The 16,123-nt window shown below is 41.1% G+C and carries 15 protein-coding genes; 5 read left to right on the forward strand and 10 right to left on the reverse strand.

Features of this window, described 5'->3' with window-relative positions:
• Positions 1–3 precede the first annotated feature (3 nt).
• The 3 genes from hisC to FTU92_RS04175 all read right to left on the reverse strand — a co-directional run bounded on the left by hisC (position 4) and on the right by FTU92_RS04175 (position 3,772).
• Positions 4–1,095, reverse strand: a complete 1,092-nt coding sequence (hisC, locus tag FTU92_RS04165; protein ID WP_004972978.1) for a histidinol-phosphate transaminase — start codon at positions 1,093–1,095, stop codon at positions 4–6.
• A gap of 73 nt (positions 1,096–1,168) precedes the next feature.
• Positions 1,169–2,278, reverse strand: coding sequence for a prephenate dehydratase (gene pheA / locus FTU92_RS04170; RefSeq protein ID WP_004972976.1), 1,110 nt, complete (start codon positions 2,276–2,278; stop codon positions 1,169–1,171).
• Positions 2,279–2,629: 351 nt separating this feature from the next.
• Entirely contained in the window at positions 2,630–3,772 is a 1,143-nt protein-coding gene (locus tag FTU92_RS04175) for an acyl-CoA dehydrogenase family protein (RefSeq protein WP_131261776.1), read from the reverse strand.
• Between the two features lie 240 nt (positions 3,773–4,012).
• Here FTU92_RS04175 and FTU92_RS04180 point away from each other — a divergent pair, with 240 nt between their 5' ends.
• Positions 4,013–5,023: a glycosyl transferase family protein gene (locus tag FTU92_RS04180; protein WP_096901857.1), complete on the forward strand. Its 1,011-nt coding sequence runs from the start codon at positions 4,013–4,015 to the stop codon at positions 5,021–5,023.
• Between the two features lie 84 nt (positions 5,024–5,107).
• Here FTU92_RS04180 and FTU92_RS04185 read toward each other — a convergent pair whose 3' ends face one another.
• A complete protein-coding gene (locus FTU92_RS04185; RefSeq protein ID WP_004972971.1) occupies positions 5,108–5,377 on the reverse strand; it encodes a YeaC family protein in 270 nt (89 codons plus the stop codon).
• Positions 5,377–6,294 carry an NAD(+) kinase gene (locus FTU92_RS04190; RefSeq protein ID WP_207973958.1) on the reverse strand — a complete coding sequence of 306 codons (918 nt, stop codon included), beginning with the start codon at positions 6,292–6,294 and terminating at the stop codon, positions 5,377–5,379. The genes FTU92_RS04185 and FTU92_RS04190 overlap by 1 nt, the downstream gene beginning before the upstream one ends.
• 289 nt (positions 6,295–6,583) lie before the next feature.
• On the opposite strand from FTU92_RS04190, the gene FTU92_RS04195 reads away from it, so the two are divergent.
• The 3 genes from FTU92_RS04195 to FTU92_RS04205 all read left to right on the forward strand — a co-directional run bounded on the left by FTU92_RS04195 (position 6,584) and on the right by FTU92_RS04205 (position 10,202).
• Positions 6,584–7,114 carry a hypothetical protein gene (locus FTU92_RS04195; protein ID WP_167846107.1) on the forward strand — a complete coding sequence of 177 codons (531 nt, stop codon included), beginning with the start codon at positions 6,584–6,586 and terminating at the stop codon, positions 7,112–7,114.
• A 103-nt stretch (positions 7,115–7,217) separates the two neighbouring features.
• Complete coding sequence (gene mrcB, locus FTU92_RS04200; RefSeq protein ID WP_180095693.1) at positions 7,218–9,611, forward strand: penicillin-binding protein 1B; 2,394 nt, start codon at positions 7,218–7,220, stop codon at positions 9,609–9,611.
• Between the two features lie 81 nt (positions 9,612–9,692).
• Positions 9,693–10,202, forward strand: a complete 510-nt coding sequence (locus tag FTU92_RS04205; protein ID WP_180095695.1) for a tetratricopeptide repeat protein — start codon at positions 9,693–9,695, stop codon at positions 10,200–10,202.
• Positions 10,203–10,276: 74 nt separating this feature from the next.
• Here the strand turns inward: FTU92_RS04205 and FTU92_RS04210 are convergent, their stop codons facing one another.
• A complete protein-coding gene (locus tag FTU92_RS04210) occupies positions 10,277–11,176 on the reverse strand; it encodes a thiamine phosphate synthase (protein WP_180095697.1) in 900 nt (299 codons plus the stop codon).
• Between the two features lie 138 nt (positions 11,177–11,314).
• On the opposite strand from FTU92_RS04210, the gene hemP reads away from it, so the two are divergent.
• Positions 11,315–11,485, forward strand: coding sequence for a hemin uptake protein HemP (gene hemP / locus FTU92_RS04215; RefSeq protein WP_004972965.1), 171 nt, complete (start codon positions 11,315–11,317; stop codon positions 11,483–11,485).
• Positions 11,486–11,596: 111 nt separating this feature from the next.
• Here the strand turns inward: hemP and FTU92_RS04220 are convergent, their stop codons facing one another.
• The 4 genes from FTU92_RS04220 to FTU92_RS04235 all read right to left on the reverse strand — a co-directional run bounded on the left by FTU92_RS04220 (position 11,597) and on the right by FTU92_RS04235 (position 15,995).
• The gene (locus FTU92_RS04220) at positions 11,597–12,946 is read right to left on the reverse strand and encodes a HAMP domain-containing sensor histidine kinase (protein ID WP_180095699.1); all 1,350 of its coding nucleotides are present in this window, start codon (positions 12,944–12,946) and stop codon (positions 11,597–11,599) included.
• Positions 12,947–12,963: 17 nt separating this feature from the next.
• The gene (locus FTU92_RS04225; RefSeq protein ID WP_096901847.1) at positions 12,964–13,626 is read right to left on the reverse strand and encodes a response regulator transcription factor; all 663 of its coding nucleotides are present in this window, start codon (positions 13,624–13,626) and stop codon (positions 12,964–12,966) included.
• 143 nt (positions 13,627–13,769) lie between these two features.
• Complete coding sequence (locus tag FTU92_RS04230) at positions 13,770–14,126, reverse strand: NirD/YgiW/YdeI family stress tolerance protein (RefSeq protein ID WP_179988821.1); 357 nt, start codon at positions 14,124–14,126, stop codon at positions 13,770–13,772.
• Between the two features lie 111 nt (positions 14,127–14,237).
• Positions 14,238–15,995 carry a GspE/PulE family protein gene (locus FTU92_RS04235; protein ID WP_004972956.1) on the reverse strand — a complete coding sequence of 586 codons (1,758 nt, stop codon included), beginning with the start codon at positions 15,993–15,995 and terminating at the stop codon, positions 14,238–14,240.
• Positions 15,996–16,123 lie beyond the last annotated feature (128 nt).

Consider the following 16,123-nt stretch of genomic DNA (forward strand, 5'->3'; position numbering starts at 1 on the left):
GTTTTATGCCTTCGCTTCCTTGCCCAATACTTTGGCTAATGCACGCAGGAACTTGGCATTTTCTGCTTCTGTGCCAATTGAAACACGTAAATGGGTCGTAATACCCACAGGACGTACAATTACACCTTCTTTCAATAAGGCATTAAAAGTTTGACCCGGATCGGCTTCTACATCTACCAAAATAAAGTTAGCACGTGAAGGCACATAATTCAGACCCAATGCTTTAAAGCCTGCTTCCAATTGCGCCATGCCTGCTTTGTTGGCAATACGTGATTTTTCGATAAAATCTTCGTCTTTTAATGCCGCAACCGCAGCCACCATTGCCAAGTGATTGACGTTAAATGGTTGACGAATACGGTTTAAATAATCGGTCACTTCTGCAGAAGCTAAAGCAAAACCAACGCGCAGCGCCGCCAAACCATAGCACTTAGATAAAGTACGGCTCACGATTAAGTTTGGATATTGCTCAAGGAATTTAAGGCTATTGAAGTTCTCTGGAAAATATTCCACATAGGCTTCATCTAATACCACAATCACCCGTGCAGGAACTTTTTGCATAAAGGCTTCAAATTCAGCCTCTTCAAACCATGTGCCTGTTGGGTTATTTGGGTTGGCAATAAAGATTAACTTGGTGTTGTCTTGAATTGCTGCCGCCATAGCATCCAAGTCATGTGAAAAACCTTTGGCAGGCACTTCAATCGCTTGAGCATTAATCGCTTGCGTTACCAAAGCATATACTGCAAAGGCATGTTGGCTGTACAACACTGAATCTTGATCTGAAACGAATGCGCGAGCAAACATTTCTAGCAAATCGTTTGAACCATTACCCAAAGTAATACGGTCATGCGCAAAGCCAAATTGTTTTTGAATTTGGTCTTTTAAAATAAAACCACCACCATCTGGATAGCGACCAATTTCAGCAATTTCTGCTGCAACGGCTTCTTTGACTTTGTCTGAACAGCCCAATGGGTTTTCATTTGAAGCAAGTTTGACGATATCTGTAATCCCCAACTCACGCTCAAGTTCACTGATTGGTTTACCTGGTTGATAAGGCTTTAACTTCGAGATGCCTTCATTGGCTGGGACAAACGACATTTTACACTTCCAGTTGACTAGGTGGTGAATGTGGCGCGCATGACAAACATGCACACCACTGAATTAAATACGATTACAACACGGCAGCAGGATAAGAACCCAAGACACGAATTTCTTTCACCAATGGACGGATTTCTTCAATCGCTGCACGGACATTGTCTTGCTCGACATGCCCTTCTAGGTCAATGAAGAATACATAGGCCCATTTTTCAGGCAAGGCAGGACGTGTTTCAATACTGGTCAAGCTAATATTATGCTTCGCAAATGGCGCAAGAATCTCAAGCAACGCCCCTGCGCGGTCATGTGCAGACACCAACAATGAAGTTTTGTCATTGCCACTAGGTGGAACTTTCTCACGACCAATCACCAAGAAACGTGTGGTATTTTCTGGGTTATCTTCGATATTGCTATGTAAAATTTCAAGTTCGTAAATATTGGCCGCAATTTCAGAAGCAATTGCAGCAGAATGCCATTCATTACGAATACGGCGTGCTGCTTCTGCATTGGAGCTGAGTGCTACACGCTCTACACCCGGATAATGTACATCTAACCATTTACGGCATTGTGCCAAAGTTTGCTGATGCGCATAAATTTGTTTAATGCTGTCTTTACGAGTGTTTTCTGACACAAGGAATTGGTGATGAATACGCAATTCCACTTCACCAATCACATTTAATGGCGATGATTTAAAGCAGTCTAAAGTATGGTTCACCACACCTTCAGATGAGTTTTCGACAGGCACTAAACCATAGTGCGCACTACCTGCTTCCACTTCACGGAAGACTTCATCAATAGTAGGCAAAGGACGCACAATCGCGTCTTGACCAAAATGTTTAAGTACTGCGGAATGCGTATAAGTACCAATTGGCCCTAAAAACGCAATACTTTGTGGCGCTTCAAGTGCCAAACATGCCGACATAATTTCACGGAATAAACGTGCCATGGTCACATCAGACAACGGCCCTTCGTTGCGTTCCATAACATTACGTAAAACTTGCGCTTCACGTTCAGGACGGTAAAACAACGGGCTCTCTTCTGCTGCAAATTTTGCTTTCGCCACCGCTTCAGCAAGTCGTGCTCGACGGTTAATCAGCTGCTGAATCTGTTGATCTACAGAGTCAATATCTTCACGGATTTTAGCGAGATCAAGAGAAGTCGTTGTGTTCTGATCGTCTTGGATCATTGTTATGTCGCCCTTCATAAACATTTTGCAAATAGTATAACAATAGTTAGCTTTCAAATGTTGCGCAATACAACTTTCAGTGTTTCAGATTTAAAAACATACAGTTGATCAAAGCATCACCAATCTATACATTTAAGCCGCAACTTTGCACAACGTACCGCTTAAAACTGGGCAACTATGCTTTTCTTTTTTGCATCTCTAATTCTAAGCGGTGTAATTTTATTTTTAAGTGTAATTATCAATCAGCTCATTGCTTTTAAGTCTGATCAAATTCATAAAAAAAGAGCCAGCACTGGGCTGACTCTGGAGATGATCCTTGATCTTTATTCAATTGGACTTTTAGGCATTGTTTTAACGCCCCAATAAACCACGCGCGACAATTTCTTTCATAATTTCATTGGTTCCACCGTAAATTCGCTGGATTCGCGCATCGACAAAGAAACGAGAAATCGGGTATTCCGTCATATAGCCATAACCGCCAAACAGTTGCAGCAATTGATCGGCAATTTTCATTTGCATATCTGTCGCAAAGCTTTTTAAAGCGGCTGCAGTTTCGACGTCCAGTTTGCCCTGCATATACAATTCGACGTTTTGATTATAAAAAGCAGCGGTTGCCAATTCATCAATTTTAGCCTGTGCCAAAACAAAACGGGTATTCTGGAACTGACCAATGGCTTGTCCAAACGCCTGACGCTCTTGCACATATTGTGTGGTCACATCAATTGAACCACGAATAGCACCCAATGCTGTGGCTGCAATCGCGGTACGTTCACGTGGCAATTCTTGCATTAAATAGGCAAAACCATGCCCTGCCTGTCCCAACAGTTGGTTTTTCGGCACTTTGACATTGTCGAAGAATAGCTCTGACGTATCTTGTGAATGCAAACCAATTTTTTCCAAATTGGTGCCTTTTTTAAAGCCTTCCAAGTGAGTATCGACCAACATGAGCGACACGCCTTTGGCACGTGCTTGCGGATCAGTTTTTACTGCCAAAACCACCAAGTCTGCATGCTGACCATTGGAAATAAAGGTTTTAGAGCCATTCAGTACATAATGATCTTCTTGCAAAATGGCATTAGTACGCATGGCTTGTAAGTCTGAACCCGCACCTGGCTCGGTCATGCCAATTGCACCAACTACTTCACCCGACACCATTTTAGGTAGCCAGTATTGTTTTTGTTCTTCTGTACCAATATGCAAAATGTACGGCGCAGCAATTTCAGAGTGACAGGAAATACCTGTAGAGAGTGCGCTATAACCTGCACGTGCCGACTCTTCGACCAACATTAGGGAATAATGCGTTGGAACACCATAGCCGCCATATTCTTCAGGCACATCAATACATAAAAAACCATTTTCACCTAACAGATTCCACACGCTGCGCGGCATGATGCCCTCACGTTCCCACGCAGCATAATGCGGTGCAATATGCTCCTGCATAAAACGTCGAAAGTTATCTCTAAATAATTCTAAATCAGCATCATAAGCCAGCATATCCAATCCTTTATTTTTCAATTGTTGTTTTGAATAGTATCCATGCTATGCATTTTTATACAGGCTGTCATGTGTTATCCCTACAGATTGTCTTACTTTACAGTCAAACTTTAGTCGTCATTTCAGATATGCAATGAAACTTATGGCAGCTCGTACAAGCTGAAGCTGTGAATAGTGCTGCAAACTGTTGCCGAAGTTTATACACTAGTATACTAACTAAAGATGTGTGTGAACTCGCTTATGCCAAATACAAACCCCAATAAAAGAAATATTTATAAAGATGCAGAACATCCATTCGCACAATTTATTCGAATTATTGGCAAAGGCAAAACAGGCGCACGTTCACTGACCTATGACGAGGCCTATCAAGCTTTTTCTATGATTTTGCGCAATGAAGTGTTGGATGTGCAATTGGGTGCTTTTTTAATGTTGCTGCGTGTGAAGGAAGAATCTGTAGAGGAGTTGGCAGGTTTTGTACAAGCTACCCGTGATCAACTGCAATTTAAACCGCTTCAGGTCGATTTAGACTGGTCATCTTATGCAGGTAAACGCAGACATTATCCGTGGTTTTTATTGGCAGCGCTGACTTTAGCAAAACATGGCTATAAAGTGGTGATGCATGGTGCTTCTGGGCATACCATCAACCGTTTATATACCGAACAAGCACTGCAATATTTAGATTATCCAATTTGCCAAAATGACCTAGACGTTGAGCAACAATTAGCGCAGCGTAATTTTGCTTATTTACCTTTAGATGTTATTTCACCGATTTTGAGTGAGTTGATTAATTTACGCAATGTGATGGGTTTACGCTCACCCATTCATACCCTTGCCCGTTTAATCAATCCATTTAATGCCAAAGCCACCATGCAGGCGATCTTCCACCCCGCTTATCGCAGCTCGCATCAACAAGCCGCATTTCAGTTGGGTTATCAAAACAGTGCAGTAATTAAAGGCGAAGGCGGTGAATTTGAGCGCAACCCTGATGCCAAGACATTAATTTGTGGCATCAAAAATGGCGCTTTATATGAACACGAACTGCCTAAACTGACCGATAACCGTAGCCCTGTAGAAGAAGAATTGGATTTGGCAGTATTTAAAGCCGTCTGGCTAGGTCAGCAAACTCATGAGTATGGTGAAGTCGCCATTACTGAAACCATGGGTATTGCTTTATATACCATGGGTGTTTGTGATGATTATGCGGCAGCAATGCAAAATGCACAGCAGCTTTGGCAAAATCGTCACAACTAAAACGTCATTGAAGATACAAAAAAAGACACCCATCTCAGGTGTCTTTTTTATCTTTCAATTTTCATGAAAGCAGTTTTGCATCATTTAAACAAAACGAATCGGTTTAAATTCTTCATGCTTGTGATGATCGTCATCACACTGCTCGCCTTCTTCTTTAGTGCCACGGTCAATATAGCCACTACGCTCAGTTTCAGGCAGGTTTTTCATTTCCCACGCATACACTGCTTGCATACAAATTTGACGTTGCTCTTGGGTCAGCGCAACACCATTAGGCCACTTGCCAATTTCAATTGCCGTTTTTAAACGTCCAACAATTTCAGGATCGAGTACGGCAAGCATTTGTTCAATATTCATCATTCATCCTGCTGTTGCATTGATTCAAAATCTTGATTCCACCCTAACTTGGTTCGACAAGCCATATAGAAGTCATAACCTGGTGGATGTAATAAATTTAATTTATAAGGATGTTTGCGGATATGCAAACTATCTCCAACATTTAATGAAACACTATGTTGACCATCGGCACTGACCATCGGCAACACACGGTTTTCACGAATATTGATTTTAATTTCGCTGTGTCCACCCACCACAATTGGGCGTGAAGATAAGGTATGAGGATGCATAGGCACCAATGCAATTGCATCCATGCTCGGATGCACAATTGGGCCACCACCCGACAAAGCATAAGCCGTTGAACCTGTTGGGGTCGAAACGATTAAACCATCACTGTGCTGACGATAGACATATTGCCCATCAATATTCAGTTCAAAGTCAATCATGTGAACCGACTTACCCGAATGTAGCACCACATCATTTAAGGCAATGGCTTCATAAATGATTTCGCCTTTAGAGCGCACTTCCATTTCCAGTAAAAAACGGCGGTCTGACTGAAAATGCCCTTGCAAAACCTGATCAAGTTTAAAGATTACTTCTGTCGGTTTAATATCGGTTAAAAAGCCTAAACGCCCGCGGTTCACACCAATTACAGGGGTATTGTATTTAACCAAAGCGCGTGCTGCATGCAGCAATGAACCATCACCACCCACCACAATCACCAAATCGACCACTTCGCCTAATAAAGCACGGCTAACTGTTTGGGTATTGTTATAAGGTACAAGTTGAGCAGTGTCAGAATCAAAAACGGGATGCAAACCCAATCCTAAAATATGGTCGTGAATCAGACATAATGTTTCTACAACAGAATATTTGTCTGGACGACCAATCAGTCCAATGTTCCGAAAGTTCTTATGTGAAATTTGCACCTGCGATATCGCTCCGCTACGATTCGACGCCTATCATAGCACTAACCTAGTTGATTTAAAAAAACTTTAGTGATTCAAAATTCTAATTTTTTAGTACACTATTTCTCATCATTTATCGTTATATTATCAAACTTTTTCATACACAAATTTTTCGCAAAATAAGATAACTATAAAACGAGAAAAATCAAATATATTTAAAATTTCTAACAAGCTAAAACAATAAAAAATCTGTATGCTACACACTTCTAACCACATCTTTTTTTACTCTTAAATTCTAAAGAATATATCGGTCATTTTTATGAATCTTAATAAATATTTAGCCATTTACGGAGCAGGAATATTTTTTGCTGGACTTATGTTTTTGGCTAAACATGATTACTTAAATTTCTATCAAGAAAAAGCGCAAGAATTTAACACTAATAAACCCGTAAGTTTTGTTCAGCCTATTGAAAACAAGGTTAGTCTTTCTCAAAACACCCTACCAAATCAGTCAGACAAAAATCTTTTGGAACAACTTAAAGTAGATATAGAAGATACAAAACTGTCCTTCCCTTTGCAAAATGAAGATAAATCAACCTTTATAGATGTAATTCTCATAGATAAAGATGTTGCCTATACCATTATTACCCCGCTAACAAAATCTGATTTTACCGCAGAATATATTCGCTTGATTACTGAAACCAATTGTAATGATGAATATTTGCAACCCTATTTAAATGCAGGTTTTAGTTTTACTTATAAATTTTTTGACCTACACATGAATCGTATCTTGGACTTAAGCACCAACCTTAATCACTGCGAAGGTTTACAACAAGCTAATACTATTTAATTAAATTGAGCATAATTTTTCCCTTCAGTCACAGATTAATTATTGCAAATTCAGTAAAAGCTTCGCATGATTAGCAAAATTTATCAGGATCTTATCGCGATTTATGAAGTCTGAGCGTGGCATAGGCATAATTGCATTACTATTTTGCATCATCGTTATTGGTGGATTTATTGCATTTAGTATCTACTTGATTCGTCTGGATAATATTGTCAGAGACAAATTTGAAGGACAGCGTTGGGATATTCCAGCCAAGGTTTTTGCACGCCCATTAGAAGTGTATAACAATGCACCTGTCAGCCAGACCGACTTTACTCAAGAACTAAAACTGCTTGGCTATAAAAATACAGATAATTACGCTAAATCAGGCAGTTATGTCAGCGATGGTAATACTTTATTTGTGCATACCCGTGGTTTTGACTTTGGCGATAGTGTTGAACCTGAACAGGTTTTAAAAGTCAGCTTTGCCAATAATCAAATTAGTGAGGTGAGTGCCACCAAGCCTTCTAATACAGGCATTGCACGTTTAGAACCGATGTTGATTGGCGGAATCTATCCGCAGCACAATGAAGATCGAGTGCTGATTAAACTGAATAAAGTGCCTAAACCACTCATTGAAGCTCTTATTGCCACCGAAGATCGTAATTTCTATCAACACCACGGCGTTTCAATTCGTGGTACTGCACGTGCCATTGTCAGCAACGTCACGGGTGGCAAACGTCAGGGTGGTTCTACCCTTACGCAGCAATTGGTGAAAAACTTTTATTTAAGCCCAGAGCGCACTTTAAAACGTAAAGCCAATGAAGCACTCATGGCTATGCTGATTGAGTTGCATTACAGCAAAGATGAAATTTTAGAAGCCTATTTAAATGAGGTGAATTTAGGTCAAAACGGTAACTATTCTATTAATGGTTATGGTCTAGCTTCACAGTTTTATTTTGGTATGCCGTTGCGTGAGCTAAACATTTCACAACAAGCCTTTTTGGTCGGTTTGGTACAAGGTCCATCATTATATAATCCTTGGCGCAACCCTGAAGCTGCCAAAAAACGTCGTGACATTGTACTAAACAATATGTTGGTGATGGGTTATTTAAACCAAGAACAATATGAAAAAGAAACTGCGCGTCCCTTAAATGTCATTACAAAACCGAACATTGGCCCTGCCCGTTTCCCTGACTTTTTAGATATTGTCCGCCGTCAATTACGTACTGAATATCAAGAAGGAGATTTGACCAATCAGGGTTTGCGTATCTTCACGACGCTTGATCCGATTGCACAAACCAACGTACAAAATGCTTTTAAAGCATCGGTTGAGCGTTTAAGCAAAGCCAATCCAAAGCGTTTAAAAGAATTACAAGGCGCGGTGCTAATTTCTCATCCTGAAAATGGCGAGTTAGTGGCAGCGGTAGGTTCTACGCAAGATTTTACGGGTTTTAACCGTGCCTTGGATGCCAAACGTCAAGTTGGCTCACTGCTCAAACCAATTATTTATTTAAGTGCGATTGAGTCTGGTCGATATAACTGGGCAAGTCCTGTAGAAGACAGCCAAATCAGCATCCCAATTGATGGTAAATCTTGGACACCACGTAATTATAGCGGCAGCGATCATGGGATTGTGTCTATGTCACAAGCCCTATCTCAGTCTTATAACCTATCTGCAGTTCGTTTGGGACAGGAGTTTGGATTATCTACCTTCCGTAATCACCTCATTAAATTTGGTGTACCAAGTGATGCGGTTCCGCAATATCCATCTATTTTCTTGGGTGCAGTAGATTTATCGCCTATGCAGGTGATGGACATTTACGGTAACTTTGCCACAGGTGGTTTTAAATATCCGACCAAAGCGATTCGCACCGTAGTCGATGCCAATGGACGTTTACTGGATCGTTATGGTTTAACCGTACAACAAACTATTGATCCTTCTGCCGCCTATATTTTGAATTATGGCTTACAGCAAGTGATGAGTTCTGGTACAGGTCGTTCAGCTTACAATAGCTTATCGACAGATTTGAAATTGGCGGGCAAATCAGGTACCACCAATGATACCCGTGATTCATGGTTTGCAGGCTATTCAGGCAATTATTTAACCGTTGTATGGCTCGGTTTGGATGATAACAAAGTCACAGGCTTAACAGGCTCGTCTGGTGCTTTGCCCGTGTGGAGCAATGTAATGCAGCAATTGCGCCAAAAACCTGTCAACTTACGTCAGACTGAACAAATTCAATGGCATTGGATTGACCGCAATACGGGACATTTATCGGCGCAAGGCTGTGAAGGCGCGATGTACATTCCTATAAATCGTAATAATGTACCGCGTCAGGCAACCGCATGTGGTTTTTCACACTATCAAGTTGAACCCGTTTACCAACCCGATACCGAAACTCAGCAAGCAGCTCCTGAGACCAGTGATAGTATCGAAAATTATATCCGTGAAACAGAACCTGTAGCGGATGACAATACCGATGGTCGTGTCATCTCAAGCGGCAGTTATATCAATTAAACTTGAGGATATCGGTCAGTTAGACTTATGAAATTATCTCTTTTAAGGCAAGTTTTTTTCACCACGTTTGTAGTCGGCACGATGGCAACGATTGTAGCTTGCCAGAGTTTACCTGAACCGCCCGCACCTCAGCCTACGCCTGAGAAACCTCACACTGTGACTACACCAGAAGGTGTGGTGATTCGTCCTTATGAACGTGAAGAAATTAAGCGTCAATCGTTGCAAGTGGTGGTGCCGAAACAAAGCGTACAACAAAAATTAGAAGATGGCCGTAGTTTGCCTGCTTTTCAAAAGTTGATGCAGCAAACCCAGACCGCGTATAAAAAAAGCCAATTCAATCAGGCCGAAACTGCGGCTTTGCAAGCGCAGCGACTTGCCCCGCAAGCGGCTGAGACCTATTTATATTTGGCTTTAATTGCCAACCAAAAGAAACAACCTGCCAATGCCGAAGCTTTGGCACGTCGTGGTTTGACTTATGCTCAAAGCCCTGCCATGAAACGTCAATTGTGGTTAGTCCTTCAAAAAGCAGCACAGCAACAAAATAATGCCAAAAGCCTTGCGGAAGCCCAACAAGCTTTGAAGGATTTGTAAGGACGATGATTTAATAAACTAAAAATCGCTGAGTGTAATTACATCAGCGATTTTTTATTTGTCAAACCAGAAATTCAAATAAAACGTACGCCTGCAATGCCATAGGCATGATGCTGCTCTGCCGTAGCAAAATCATCCTGAGTTAAGCCACCCAAAGCAAAAACAGGAATATCGACAGATTCAGCGATCTGCTGGAATTTTTCCCATCCTAAAGGTGTGGCATCATGATGCGTGGTGGTTACTAAAACAGGACTGAGTAAAATTGCTTCACAACCAATTTGCTGTGCATGTTGTGCCGAAACAATATCATGACACGCTGCAATATAACGCTGCCCAACTTTTAAATCGCCCTTTTGTAATTGCATCAGTTGCGATTGTTTTAAATGAATTGCTGCAATGGCGTGTTGCTGAATCGTATTTAATTGCTTCCACAATTCCAAATTGATAATCACTTGCCCCAGTTGCTCAATGCAATATTCTGACAATTCGACCTTGCATGCAGCATTGGGTTCAACCCGCCAATACAGCAGTTTTTGCTTAGGCAAATTTGCTAAATGTTTTAAATCTTCACTGACTTTAATTGCCTGTTGCCACACTAGTCGTTGCACAATTGCACGATTGGCTTGTGGAAAATTCAGCTCTAAAAGTTGCGGACGGCTAAACCATGTCCAAGGCACTTGAATATCTTTTAATAACGCTGCGGGTACAGCAGCCTGAAAAATATGCAGATTGACAATCACATCATCATATTCATGGCAAATAATATCAAAAGCATGCCAATGCTGTATGCCAACACCAACTTCTTCAAACACTTCACGGCGGCAAGCATCTACAGGAGTTTCGCCTGCTTCCACTTTCCCACCTGGAAATTCGTGTTTATTGCCCTGATGTTGTTTGGCTTCGCGCCAACCCACCAACACTTTGTTTTGATGAAATAACAGCGCAATTGCCACATGAATATTTGGCTTGGACATGAACCCGATTCCTTTTTTGCAATGTACGTTTTACTGCAAATTGTAGACTTTTATAAAATTAAAAATAATCCGTTGACAGGTTTACATGATAATGATTATCATTTAAAACAATTCTTACACACCACGGAGTAACTCAAAATGAACGCCCCATTTAACTTATTTTCACGTCATTCAGACACTCAGCATGCCCTACCTATGTTACATTCAAATAACTTGTTCGCGCTAGGACGCGAAATTCGTATTTTGCATGCAGGCGAAGAATATCGTTTACGCTTAACCCGTAACAATCGTCTTATTCTCACAAAATAATTAAAATAATCAACACAATAATAAACGTGGAAACAGCAGTATGAATCAGCGCATACTGCTTTTAAGTTCTGACTTGTTTAATTTTAACTTGCTTCCTAAAACCAATCATATTTACAACTGGGCTTTAGGCAACAAAATACGCACTTTTAAACCACCTTGTTCAGCACGTGAAAATTCAATTTTTCCTGCATGCAACTCTATAATTTTCTTACAAATCGACAGTCCTAAACCAGAACCTTGAGTTTTACTGCCTAAAGCACGGTAAAAGCGTTCGCCCAAACGTGCCAAAACGTCATCAGTCACTGCATGACCATTGTCGGCGATGCAAATTTCCTGCATCAATTCATGCGGTTTCGCTTCAATCCAAATACGTCCTTGAGGTGCTGCATAACGCACTGCGTTGTCAATCAAGTTGCGCAGGCAGCTAAATAGCAATTCAGGATTGCCTTGCACTTGTATCGGTTGAATATCTGACTGAATCTGAATGGCTTTTTCCTGAATAAACGGCGTCAGACTTTGTAAAACTTCCTGCACCAAGTCTGCTATAGATACCGCACTTTTATTTAACGATGCCGCATCTGTCGGGTCTAAACGTGCCAATAACAGCAAATTTTCCAATACTTGTGTACCACGACTGACATCACGCTGAATTTGCTCTAAATCTTGTGCCAACTCAGGTTGTTGTTGGTATTTACGTTTTAGCACCTGCAAACGCAATTGAATGGCAGATAAAGGAGAGCGTAATTCATGCGAAGCATCTGCTGTAAATCGCTGTTCTGCAATTAAAGACTGCTCTACCCGCCCCAACAATTTATTCAATTGCTGCAGCATGGGTTGCAGTTCTTTCAATTCAGGTTGTGTGGGGATAATTGGCGTCAAATCATGTTGATTTTTTTCTGCAATTTGTTGGGAGAGTTGCTGAATCCGCTTAAATTGACGACCAATCATAAAATGCACAATGGCCCATTGCAGCAACCACAACAGCAATAAAATAGCGGCATAACCTAAACTGGTTGCAGCAATTTCCTTGAAGCGATATTTAAGCGGCTGCGCGACAATCACATGCAAGACATCTTCCTCTGCCACATAGCTGCGCCAAATTTGTCCATCTTGCCAGTGAAATGAAAAACCATGCTCAGATACCACGGCAAGCTGAGACAAGTGAAGCTGAGAAATGTCATGTTCATCTTCAGAGGTAGTCAAAATCAGATCATCTAATCCCAATTGATAGGCAATATGAAATTGCTCACTCAACTCATCGACCTGATTGCCTGCATGGTCACGCAAGTCTGCTCGCAGCAACATATCGGCTATTTCATCCATAATGTCATCATGCACGCGCATGGTCTGATAACTGGCAACCGCCAATAATAAAATCAGGGCGAGTCCACCCGCCAAGACCGAGCTTAAAACGGAGCTTTTAACCAGTTTGGATTGTAAAGAAATGACCTGTTTAGACATGCGGAGATCAAACTGAATTAGTTATCTTGCTGCATACGATAGCCTAAACCTCGGATGGTTTTAATGCGGCTACTGCCAATTTTTTTGCGTAATTGATAAATAAATACTTCAATCGCATTACTTTCAATTTCATCGCCCCATGCATATAAAGACTCTTCGAGCTGTTCACGAGTCACCACATGCTGCGGGTTTTGCATCAGTTTATGTAAAATCTGGAATTCCTTGGCCGTTAAATTGACCTGTTGATCATCCACTTTCACTTGTTTGCTTTGCGTATCTAAAACCAAGTTGGCAAATTCAAGCTGCTGTGTCGGATGACTTTGCGCATTGCGTAACTGACTGCGTACCCGTGCCGAGAGTTCTTCAAGGCTAAACGGTTTAACCAAATAATCATTGGCGCCCAAATCAAGTCCCTGTACCCGATCTTGAATACTGTCGCGCGCAGTAATGAAAATAACAGGAGTATCCTGTTGCTGCTGTCGTAAAGCGTGCAGAATTTCATCACCGCTATTTTTAGGCAACCCACGGTCTAACAACACACAATCATAATGATGCTGCTGAATGGCTAAAATGGCGTGATCGCCACGCTCGACCCAATCGACATTATAACCATCCATTTCCAGCCAGGTTTTAATACTTTCTGCTTGCGATACATCGTCTTCAGCCAAGAGTAAGCGCATATCTTCCTCTGTTATTTATGCTTCAAAATTTTATGATTTCAAAATACTTTACATGATAAAACCACATACACCTTACAGCGTATGTGGTTTTTGAGTGAAATCAGTTTTGTGTAGCAACTAATGCTGTTTTACACAGCGTAGATTTAGAAACGAACTTGATCTACATCTATTTCAATACGTTTTGTAGGCTTGTGATCAATATCCACTTCACCAATTAAGGTAACAGGCGTTTTGGCAGAAACTGCTTTGCCATTCCATAAGTCATCATCAATATCGACCGTAATAGTGCCTGTGTTATCACGGAACTGATATTTTTCATCACCAATAGATTTCACCACATAACCTTTTAACTGCACTTTGCTGTCATCTTTCAGGCTTAAAGCTTGTTTTACAGTTACATTTTGATGTAGTGCTTGGGTGTTAATGCTGTCGTTTGCCATGGTGATTGAAGCCATTGCCATTAAACCTGCCATCAACATTGCTTTCATTGTAAATTTCATTGCTTCACCTTTTTGTGTTGCTCATTTCGTTATGGTGATTAAAACAAAGCAAGATGAGCTGAATCTTAAGATTTCCATTTTTTAAAATTCATCGTAAAAAGTTTGAATCTGCTAATTTAATGGCACGACTCGCAACACTTCCTCTAAAGTGGTCATGCCTTCTAAAACTTTGCGTGCGCCTGCAATACGCAACGGTTCAATGCCCTCTTTTTTAGCTTGCTGACGTAATTCATTTAAATTGGCATTGGCACTGATGAGCTGTTTGGTGTCTAAACTTAAAGGCATAAACTCATAAATTCCGACCCGACCTTTATAGCCCGTTTGACGACATTCATCGCATCCGACAGGTTTAAACACTTGTGCAGGCATTTCCATAATGTAGTCAAAGGTCAAATGTTCCCAGTCTTTTTCATTTATTGAGCCTTCCTGCTTACAATGCGGACATAGCTTACGCACCAAACGCTGTGCCAAAACGCCTAAAATTGTGGCAGCAGTCAAAAATGGCTGCACGCCCAAATCATGCAAACGAGTCAAACTTGACGGCGCATCATTAGTATGCAGTGTCGATAAAACTAAATGCCCCGTCAGTGCCGCTTGAATCGCCATATTTGCGGTATCCTGATCTCGAATTTCTCCGACCATAATAATGTCAGGGTCTTGACGCATTAAGGCACGCACACCATCGGCAAAACCTAAATCAATTGCAGTATTCACCTGCATTTGGTTAAAACTCGGTTCTAACATTTCAATCGGGTCTTCAATGGTGCAGACATTGACTTCATCGGTAGCCAATTGCTTTAGCGATGAATACAGCGTGGTGGTTTTACCCGAACCTGTAGGGCCTGTAACCAAAATAATGCCGTGACTATGTGCAGTCAGGGCATGCCATTCATTCAACAAACGACTATCAAAACCCAATTGCTGAAAACTGCGTACCAATACTTCTGGGTCAAAAATACGCATCACCAGTTTTTCGCCAAACGCCGTTGGTAAGGTCGATAAACGCAGTTCAGTTTCTTGTCCTTTTGGAGTTCGGGTTTTTAAACGTCCATCTTGCGGTTTACGTTTTTCGGCTACATTCATACGCCCTAAAATTTTAATCCGTGAGATGACTGCGGTAAGCGTATTGGCAGGCATGTTATAGATGGTGTGCAACACGCCATCAATACGAAAACGTACTTTGCCTGTGTCTTTACGTGGTTCGAGGTGAATATCACTTGCGCCTTGTTCAAAGGCAAATTGCAGCACCCAATCCACCAACTTCACAATATGTTGATCATTGGCATCTGGGTTTTGGGTATCGCCCAATTGCAATAAAGCCTCGACCCCTTTATTTTCACGGTCATGTGCAGAAGATTTTTGTGATGAGTGTACTGCGCGACTCACTTGGTAATATTCGATCAAATAACGCTGTAATTGATCTGGGCTGAGTAAAACTCGCTGAATTTTTTTGGGCAATAAACTATGTTCTAAGTTGGCAACCCATTCTTTTTTATAAGGTTGATCTGTCGCAATTAACACCGCATCTGCAGTCACTTCCACCGCTAAAATACGGTTACGCAGTGCAAATTCCTGCGACATCACAGCTGTTAAAGCAGCAACATCGGCTTTTAACGGATCAATAATATAGAATGGCAAGCCTGATTTATCAGCCAGCCATTGGCATAAACGGTTTAAAGTTAAAGTGGTTTGGGGATGACTTTGATCGACCAAATTAAAGTTGGCAATCCATTGTAACGGATGCCATTTTAATTGATCACGTTGACGATGCGTGGTTTGTACCAAAGCCTGATCACGTTCGGTAATTTTACCATCTTTGACTAATTGTTCTAAGCACCAAGTACTGTCTATTTCAAAATTAAAATTCATTGTTATATGCCCCAAAATCTGGGTTTACTATAGCAGAGTTTGCTTTCAGGGCTGAATGACTTCTTTAATACAGTAATCTTGTATGGTTCGATTAAGCCATAATTTTAGAGTGAAAATAGATTCATAAA

Source organism: Acinetobacter sp. YH12205 (assembly GCF_013418125.1).
GTDB lineage: Bacteria > Pseudomonadota > Gammaproteobacteria > Pseudomonadales > Moraxellaceae > Acinetobacter > Acinetobacter towneri.

Excerpts from the sequence above, each read along its gene's own strand:
- FTU92_RS04235 (WP_004972956.1), bottom strand. The coding sequence starts at position 15,995 with ATGAATTTTAATTTTGAAATAGACAGTACTTGGTGCTTAGAACAATTA.
- FTU92_RS04225 (WP_096901847.1), bottom strand. The coding sequence starts at position 13,626 with ATGCGCTTACTCTTGGCTGAAGACGATGTATCGCAAGCAGAAAGTATT.
- hemP (WP_004972965.1), top strand. The coding sequence starts at position 11,315 with ATGAACGCCCCATTTAACTTATTTTCACGTCATTCAGACACTCAGCAT.
- FTU92_RS04205 (WP_180095695.1), top strand. The coding sequence starts at position 9,693 with ATGGCAACGATTGTAGCTTGCCAGAGTTTACCTGAACCGCCCGCACCT.
- FTU92_RS04220 (WP_180095699.1), bottom strand. The coding sequence starts at position 12,946 with ATGTCTAAACAGGTCATTTCTTTACAATCCAAACTGGTTAAAAGCTCC.
- FTU92_RS04185 (WP_004972971.1), bottom strand. The coding sequence starts at position 5,377 with ATGAATATTGAACAAATGCTTGCCGTACTCGATCCTGAAATTGTTGGA.
- FTU92_RS04210 (WP_180095697.1), bottom strand. The coding sequence starts at position 11,176 with ATGTCCAAGCCAAATATTCATGTGGCAATTGCGCTGTTATTTCATCAA.
- FTU92_RS04195 (WP_167846107.1), top strand. The coding sequence starts at position 6,584 with ATGAATCTTAATAAATATTTAGCCATTTACGGAGCAGGAATATTTTTT.
- FTU92_RS04175 (WP_131261776.1), bottom strand. The coding sequence starts at position 3,772 with ATGCTGGCTTATGATGCTGATTTAGAATTATTTAGAGATAACTTTCGA.
- hisC (WP_004972978.1), bottom strand. The coding sequence starts at position 1,095 with ATGTCGTTTGTCCCAGCCAATGAAGGCATCTCGAAGTTAAAGCCTTAT.
- mrcB (WP_180095693.1), top strand. The coding sequence starts at position 7,218 with ATGAAGTCTGAGCGTGGCATAGGCATAATTGCATTACTATTTTGCATC.
- FTU92_RS04230 (WP_179988821.1), bottom strand. The coding sequence starts at position 14,126 with ATGAAATTTACAATGAAAGCAATGTTGATGGCAGGTTTAATGGCAATG.
- FTU92_RS04180 (WP_096901857.1), top strand. The coding sequence starts at position 4,013 with ATGCCAAATACAAACCCCAATAAAAGAAATATTTATAAAGATGCAGAA.
- pheA (WP_004972976.1), bottom strand. The coding sequence starts at position 2,278 with ATGATCCAAGACGATCAGAACACAACGACTTCTCTTGATCTCGCTAAA.